The following is a 6698-nucleotide window of genomic DNA, read 5'->3' as shown; positions in this document are numbered from 1 at the left end:
CTCAACCAAAATCTTAATTAACTTCTTGTAGAAACGTTAGAATCGAACTAACTGACTTTTTAATGGTCTTTCCAAAATCTCTGTGATCGTGTCGCTCTCTCTAAGCGGATGCAAACCTACAAACTATTTTTAACCTGACAAAAACTTTTTTGAAGTTTTTTTTTAATTTGTAAATCCCATAAATCAATGAACTATTCCCTAAAATTCGGACTGCAAAGATACTCACTTTCATTTGTTTTAAACAAGCTTTTTTTAACTTATTTTTTAACCATCTCTTAATACCTCTATAACCCTATTTTAATGAACTTTGCTTACTTTTAAACTCTACGCTTATCCGTTTGCGAGTGCAAATATAGATCCCTTTTCTAACATGACAATGACTTTTTTAAAGTTATTTTTAAAGCAACTCTTAATTATCTACCTACTAAGCTTTTAAATCAAAAAGTTTTTTTCAGTACTGTTATAAAAGCCCTTTTCTGCTAGTAATACCTATACATTATATAACTCTATACATATATAATTGTTCTCCATTCTTGTAAACTTTATTCAAAAATCAAGCAATTTATATAGTACTTATACTAATATTATATACCTGTGTTAGGGATTGAAGCAGGTGTTTGAGCTCTTTTGTTCCTTTTTTTAAAACAAAAAAAAGCAGATTTTCATAAAAACCTGCTTCTTAATTATAATTTTTAAAAGTAATTTTATACTAATTCAGCCCTACTTGCTGTTACAGTTCTATCAATTTTTCGCATTAAACCTTGTAAAACTTTACCTGGCCCAACTTCTACAAACTCACTTCCTCCATCTGCAATCATTGCTTTAATACACTGAGTCCATTTTACAGGAGCTGTTAATTGTAATATTAAATTTTCTTTTATTTCATCAGGATTTGTTACAGCTTTAGCTACTACATTTTGATAAACAGGACAAATAGGCTCATTAAATTCTGTTTCTTCAATTGCCTTTGCCAATTCTTCTCTTGCTGGCTCCATCATTGGAGAATGAAAACCTCCTCCAACTGGTAAAACTAAAGCTCTTCTAGCTCCTTTTTCTTTTAGTAGATCACAAGCTTTATTTATAGCATCTACTTCTCCAGAAATTACAAGTTGCCCAGGACAGTTGTAATTAGCTGCAACTACGATCCCATCTACACCTTCACATACTTCTTCAACTACATTATCTTCTAATCCAAGAACAGCAGCCATTGTTGATTTTTGCACTTCACAAGCTTTTTGCATAGCTAAAGCTCTTTTTGAAACTAATTTTAATCCGTCTTCGAAAGACAATACTTTATTTACAACTAATGCCGACAACTCTCCAAGAGAATGCCCAGCTACCATTTCAGGATTAAAATCATCTCCTAAAACCTTTGCTAAAATTACTGAATGTAAAAAAATAGCTGGTTGTGTTACTTTTGTTTGTTTTAACTCTTCAGCATCTCCCTCAAACATTATATCAGTAATACTAAAACCTAATATATTATTAGCTTTTTCAAATAGATCTTGAGCTATAGGTGACTTTTCATATAAGTCTAGTCCCATTCCTGTAAACTGTGCTCCTTGACCAGGAAAAATATATGCTTTCATTTATTATTTTATTTTTTGGGCTACAAACATACAATATTTAATATTACCACATTTTTAAACTTTGCTAAGCCAAAAATAAAATGACCTTTTAATGTTTTACTATTGAATATTCTTTTTTCATTTTCAATTCACTTAAAACATTTAAAGCTTCATTCATATAAATATCTTTTTTAAGGTTTTTATGCCAAGCTATACGCTTACCTTTTAAAATAGTATCCTTTTTAAATAATTCATATTCATATTTAGGTGCATTAAATGTTATGTTAGATTTGAATTTAAAAACTTCTTTAAATTTCTTTCCTTGCATAGATTTTTTATCAGTCTCATTTTTAAATTCATTATAGTTTAATGAGTAAATATTTTCATCTTGATTTTTCTTTAACCATTTTGCGTATTCATTAATCTTTTGAAATTTTTCATCATTAAGAACCCTTTGATTACTCTTATATACAACATCTGCAAAATTACTATATGAGTTTCTAATCTTATAATTTGCTTGTTTTACTTTGTCCCAAGCTAAAGCCCCATCTAGATCTCTTTCACCAAATTTCATATAACTGTACCTACTTGGTAAAGAAATATCAGAATAAACTCCTTCAATTTGAGTTGATCCTCCATTAATTCTGTAAAATTTTTGAATTGTCATTTTTAGAGCTCCCAAATCACTAGGATATTGCTCATAAAAACGATTTATAGGTAAAACATTTTGAACTGTTCCCTTACCATAGGTTTGCTTTCCTCCAATTATCACTCCTCTTTTATAATCTTGCATTGCTGCTGCAAAAATTTCAGAGGCTGATGCTGAAAACTCATTCACCATAACTACTAAAGGTCCATTCCATTGTATTTTACTATCCGTATCATTTTTCACTAATGGATCTTCTCCTCTATACTTTACTTGAACTATTGGCCCTTTATCAATAAACAAACCTCCAATTTCAATTGCCGTTTTCAATGAGCCACCTCCATTATCTCTTAAATCAACAATTAATCCTTTTACATTTTCTGCTTTTAACCGTTCAATTTCTTTTTCCATATCTTTAGCTGCATCTCTACTGTTGGAGTCACTAAAGTCAATATAAAATTTAGGTAAATTTATTATTCCATACTTTTTACCATCTTTTTCTACTATACTTGATTTCACAAATGTTTCTTCTAGCTCAACTACGTCTCTTATTATAGAAATTACTTGAGTAGACCCATCAAATTTTTTCTTAACTGTTAACCTTACTTCAGTCCCTTTTTTCCCTTTTATAAATTTGATCGCATCATCTAATCTTACTCCTACAATATTAACTGGTTCTGCATCAGCTTGAGCTACCTTTAATATAATATCTCCTGCTTCTAATTCATTTTGTTTCCAAGCTGGCCCTCCAGAAATCAACTCTACAACATGGGTATACATTCCTTTCTTTTGTAAACGTGCTCCAATCCCTTCTAGTTTACCAGACATATCCTGATCAAAACGAGATTTAATTCTTGGAGACATATAAGTAGTGTGAGGGTCAAATCCGCTAACGATGCTATTTAAAAATGTTGAATACCAATCTGAACTTTCTAGTTCATCAATTCTGATATATAACTCATTCATATTTTTCAACACTTCAGCTCTAGCTTCAACTTCTAATTCCGTAAAAGTTTTCTTTTCAACCTTTTCTCCTTTATCAATTTTATCTTTCTGTATTCTTTCTCCCTCTTCAATTCTACCTATTATTGATAACTTTAACTGTCTTCTCCAATAGTCTAACAACTCATTTTCATTTTTAGCGAATGGTATTTTTTCATAATCAACATTAATAGTTTCCTTTTTATTATAATTAAATGACTGCTTTAATAATGTTCTATAATTAATTTTTGCAGCATCTAACTTCTCTAAAAACCTTCCATAAACTAACTTGTAAAAATCAATATTAGTATCTCTTAATTGATCATCAATTAAATACTTATACTGAGAAAACTCTTTTAAATCTTCTTGAGTAAAATATCTTTTACTTGGATCTAACCCTTCAATAAAAGAATTGTAAACATGCTCAGAAAAATTATCATCTAATTTTTTTTGCACGTAATGATACCTACTTAATATATTTTTTAAAACATATACTATTACTCTGTCTTTTTCAGGGTCTTCATCTTTAAAATTTGATGATGCATGCACTGAATTAGCAAATAAAATAATTATTGCAAAAAAATGAATAATGAATTTCGTCTTCATAAATCTTCTGTTTTTAAAATGTACGTAGTCTTCACTAACTGCTAAACTACTAAAATAATGCCACTTTTACTATTCTTCTCTTTTTTTGTATAGCCCTTTAAACACTTCCTTTATTACCTTTCCGTTTTCATTTATGTAATTCCATATTTGAACAACAGAATTGTCTTTCTTCTTTTCCCAAATAATTTGATTACGATAACTTCCTTTTTTACTTTTTATTATTTCACTGTTTAAGATCATTTTTCCCTTTTCAAATTTCCCTTTAAGTATTAATGAAAATCCTGAGTTATCAATCCAAACCTGATTCCATGAATTATCTATTTTATTAAAATAATTGTAGCTCGTTCCCTTACTTTTTGATGTCTTAGACGTCCAATTTTCTTGAATCGTACAAGCATTAGTCATTTTAACAATATTATTAACACCTATTAACGCACCTTTATCATTATAAACATTCCAATTACCTACCCAAAAATCAAATTGCGAATACTCATTAGAACTACATGCTTTTTTCACTGTAGTTTGAGCTGTAATTATTGAGAAAAAAGTTGAAATAACAAAAATTGTAATATAAACAACAACACGTATCATACCTTTGTATTTGAGTGTTACAATTTTACACAATATTTCACCTCTTCTATCTTTACAAAATGTTAAAAAAGAATCCTTTTTTTATCTTACATTTGTTGTTAAACTAAATCTACTATGCAAGAAAGACCCTTAATTTTAGTTACAAATGACGATGGAATTACCGCTCCTGGTATAAGAATGCTTATTGAAATCATGAATAAAATAGGCGATGTTGTAGTGGTAGCTCCGGACAGTCCTCAAAGTGGTATGGGGCATGCAATTACAGTAAATAATGTTTTACATTGTAACCCTATAACTATTGATGATGGCCCTCAAATTGAATATAGTTGCTCTGGTACTCCAGCTGACTGTGTTAAAATGGCCAAAAATCAAATTTTAAACAGAACTCCAGACCTATGTGTTTCTGGCATAAACCATGGCTCAAACTCTTCCATCAATGTTATTTATTCTGGAACTATGAGTGCTGCTGTTGAGGCCGGTATTGAAGGGATTCCTGCTATTGGTTTTTCTTTATTAGATTTTGATTGGCATGCAGATTTTAGAGCTGCTAAAAAATTCATAGAAAAGATTACACTAAATGTTCTTTTAAATGGGCTTACTGATGGAGTTGTTTTAAATGTAAATATCCCTAAACTTAAAGAAAACGACATTAAAGGGATTCGCATTTGTAGACAAGCAAATGGGTACTGGAAAGAAACCTTTGATAAACGAAAAAGTCCTTACGGAAAAGAATATTACTGGTTAACTGGTGAATTTATTAATAAAGACAAAGGGCAAGATACAGATATATGGGCTTTGGAAAACGGATACATTTCTGTTGTTCCTGTTCAATTTGATATGACTGCTCATCATGCAATACAAAAACTAAACTCATGGGACATATAAAAAAAGAAGTTATCATTGGTTTTTTAGTTTCATTACTAGCAACTGTTTCTGGTTTTTTTATTTATTTACAATATATTTCTCAATCAAATATTTCCGAAACGCTTAATAAAATTAAAGAGGGAGGAGTTTTAGGAGCTGTTATTGCTTTAGCAGCTATACCAAATTTGTTTGTTTTTTTTGTTTTTTTAAAAAAGAAACAAGATTATCGAGCTAGAGGTGTTTTAATTGCAACAATTACAATTGCTATATTTACCTTTATCTTGAAATTTATATAAATCTCAACAAGACGCATTAGAAGATTTTATGAAATACTATATACTTGCAGGAGAAGCATCAGGAGATTTACATGGAGCAAATTTAATGAAAGCTTTATTTAAAGAAGACCCTGAAGCAGATATTCGATTTTGGGGTGGTGACTTAATGCAAAATGTTGGTGGCACATTAGTAACACATTATAAAGAACGAGCTATAATGGGTTTTGTAGAAGTTCTTTTAAACCTTAAAAAAGCATTAAACTTTATTAAATCTTGTAAAAAAGATATTGCAAAATATAATCCAGATGTGATTATTTTTATAGACAACTCTGGTTTTAATTTAAGAATTGCTAAGTGGGCAAAAAAAAACAATTTTAAAACCAATTACTATATTTCACCTCAAGTATGGGCTAGTAGACCAGGAAGAGTAGAAAGTATAAAACGTGACATTGATAACATGTTTGTTATACTTCCTTTTGAAAAGGATTTTTACAGTAAGTTTAATTATACTGTAAATTTTGTAGGACATCCACTAATTGATGGTATAGAAGGTAGAAAACAAGTAGACGAACATGAATTTAGAAAAAAACACCATTTAGGCTCAAAAAAGATTATTGCCCTTTTACCAGGAAGCAGAAAACAAGAAATCTCTAAAATGTTATCTGTTATGCTATCATTAACAGACGACTTTTCAAATTATCAATTTGTTGTAGCTGGTGCCCCTAGTCAATCTTATGAATTCTATCAGGAGTTTATTAAAAATAAAAATGTTTCTTTTATTTCAAATAAAACTTACGACCTATTAAGTATTTCGTACGCAGCTTTGGTTACTTCTGGAACTGCTACTTTAGAAGCGGCTTTATTTAAAGTTCCTCAAGTAGTTTGCTATAAAGGTAGTAATATTGAATACCAAATAGCTAAAAGAATTATAACATTAGATTATATTTCTTTGGTTAATTTAATTATGAATAAAGAAGTTGTTACTGAATTAATTCAAAATGACTTTACAAAAGAAAAACTTAAACAAGAATTATTTCGTATATTAGATTCTACTCATAGAGAGCAACTATTCTTAGATTATTTTGATTTAGAGAAAGTTTTAGGAGGTAAAGGTGCTTCTGAAAAAACAGCTAAGTTGATTGTTGATGGATTAAAAAACGATTAAAT

6 protein-coding genes are annotated in these 6698 nt (G+C 29.5%); 3 read left to right on the top strand and 3 right to left on the bottom strand.

The genetic code is table 11. The features are described 5' to 3' along the window. Window positions 1-704 precede the first annotated feature (704 nt). From fabD to ACKTTQ_RS07070, 3 genes are all read right to left on the bottom strand, one after another. Window positions 705-1589, bottom strand: coding sequence for an ACP S-malonyltransferase (fabD, locus tag ACKTTQ_RS07080; RefSeq protein ID WP_408048765.1), 885 nt, complete (start codon window positions 1587-1589; stop codon window positions 705-707). A gap of 88 nt (window positions 1590-1677) precedes the next feature. After that, window positions 1678-3801 (bottom strand): carboxy terminal-processing peptidase, encoded by a 2124-nt coding sequence (locus ACKTTQ_RS07075; protein WP_093868574.1) that lies wholly within the window; start codon window positions 3799-3801, stop codon window positions 1678-1680. Window positions 3802-3870: 69 nt separating this feature from the next. Continuing rightward, entirely contained in the window at window positions 3871-4392 is a 522-nt protein-coding gene (locus ACKTTQ_RS07070; RefSeq protein WP_408048764.1) for a hypothetical protein, read from the bottom strand. Window positions 4393-4506: 114 nt separating this feature from the next. Here ACKTTQ_RS07070 and surE point away from each other — a divergent pair, with 114 nt between their 5' ends. From surE to lpxB, 3 genes are read left to right on the top strand one after another with little or no spacing between them, the layout of a single operon-like run. Then, on the top strand, window positions 4507-5277 hold the full coding sequence (gene surE, locus ACKTTQ_RS07065) for a 5'/3'-nucleotidase SurE (protein ID WP_093868576.1): 771 nt from the start codon (window positions 4507-4509) through the stop codon (window positions 5275-5277). Further along, window positions 5265-5552 carry a hypothetical protein gene (locus tag ACKTTQ_RS07060; RefSeq protein WP_093868577.1) on the top strand — a complete coding sequence of 96 codons (288 nt, stop codon included), beginning with the start codon at window positions 5265-5267 and terminating at the stop codon, window positions 5550-5552. The genes surE and ACKTTQ_RS07060 overlap by 13 nt, the downstream gene beginning before the upstream one ends. Before the next feature lie 28 nt (window positions 5553-5580). Continuing rightward, window positions 5581-6696 (top strand): lipid-A-disaccharide synthase, encoded by a 1116-nt coding sequence (gene lpxB, locus ACKTTQ_RS07055; RefSeq protein ID WP_408048763.1) that lies wholly within the window; start codon window positions 5581-5583, stop codon window positions 6694-6696. Window positions 6697-6698: the final 2 nt, after the last annotated feature.

The sequence above is a fragment of the Tenacibaculum halocynthiae genome, assembly GCF_964512825.1.
Lineage (GTDB): Bacteria > Bacteroidota > Bacteroidia > Flavobacteriales > Flavobacteriaceae > Polaribacter > Polaribacter halocynthiae.
Note: the sequence above shows the minus strand (reverse complement) of the source record. Positions and strands in the feature narration are given on the sequence as shown.

Coding starts and splice junctions, on each gene's coding strand:
- fabD (WP_408048765.1), bottom strand. CDS start 1,589: ATGAAAGCATATATTTTTCCTGGTCAAGGAGCACAGTTTACAGGAATG.
- ACKTTQ_RS07075 (WP_093868574.1), bottom strand. CDS start 3,801: ATGAAGACGAAATTCATTATTCATTTTTTTGCAATAATTATTTTATTT.
- ACKTTQ_RS07070 (WP_408048764.1), bottom strand. CDS start 4,392: ATGATACGTGTTGTTGTTTATATTACAATTTTTGTTATTTCAACTTTT.
- surE (WP_093868576.1), top strand. CDS start 4,507: ATGCAAGAAAGACCCTTAATTTTAGTTACAAATGACGATGGAATTACC.
- ACKTTQ_RS07060 (WP_093868577.1), top strand. CDS start 5,265: ATGGGACATATAAAAAAAGAAGTTATCATTGGTTTTTTAGTTTCATTA.
- lpxB (WP_408048763.1), top strand. CDS start 5,581: ATGAAATACTATATACTTGCAGGAGAAGCATCAGGAGATTTACATGGA.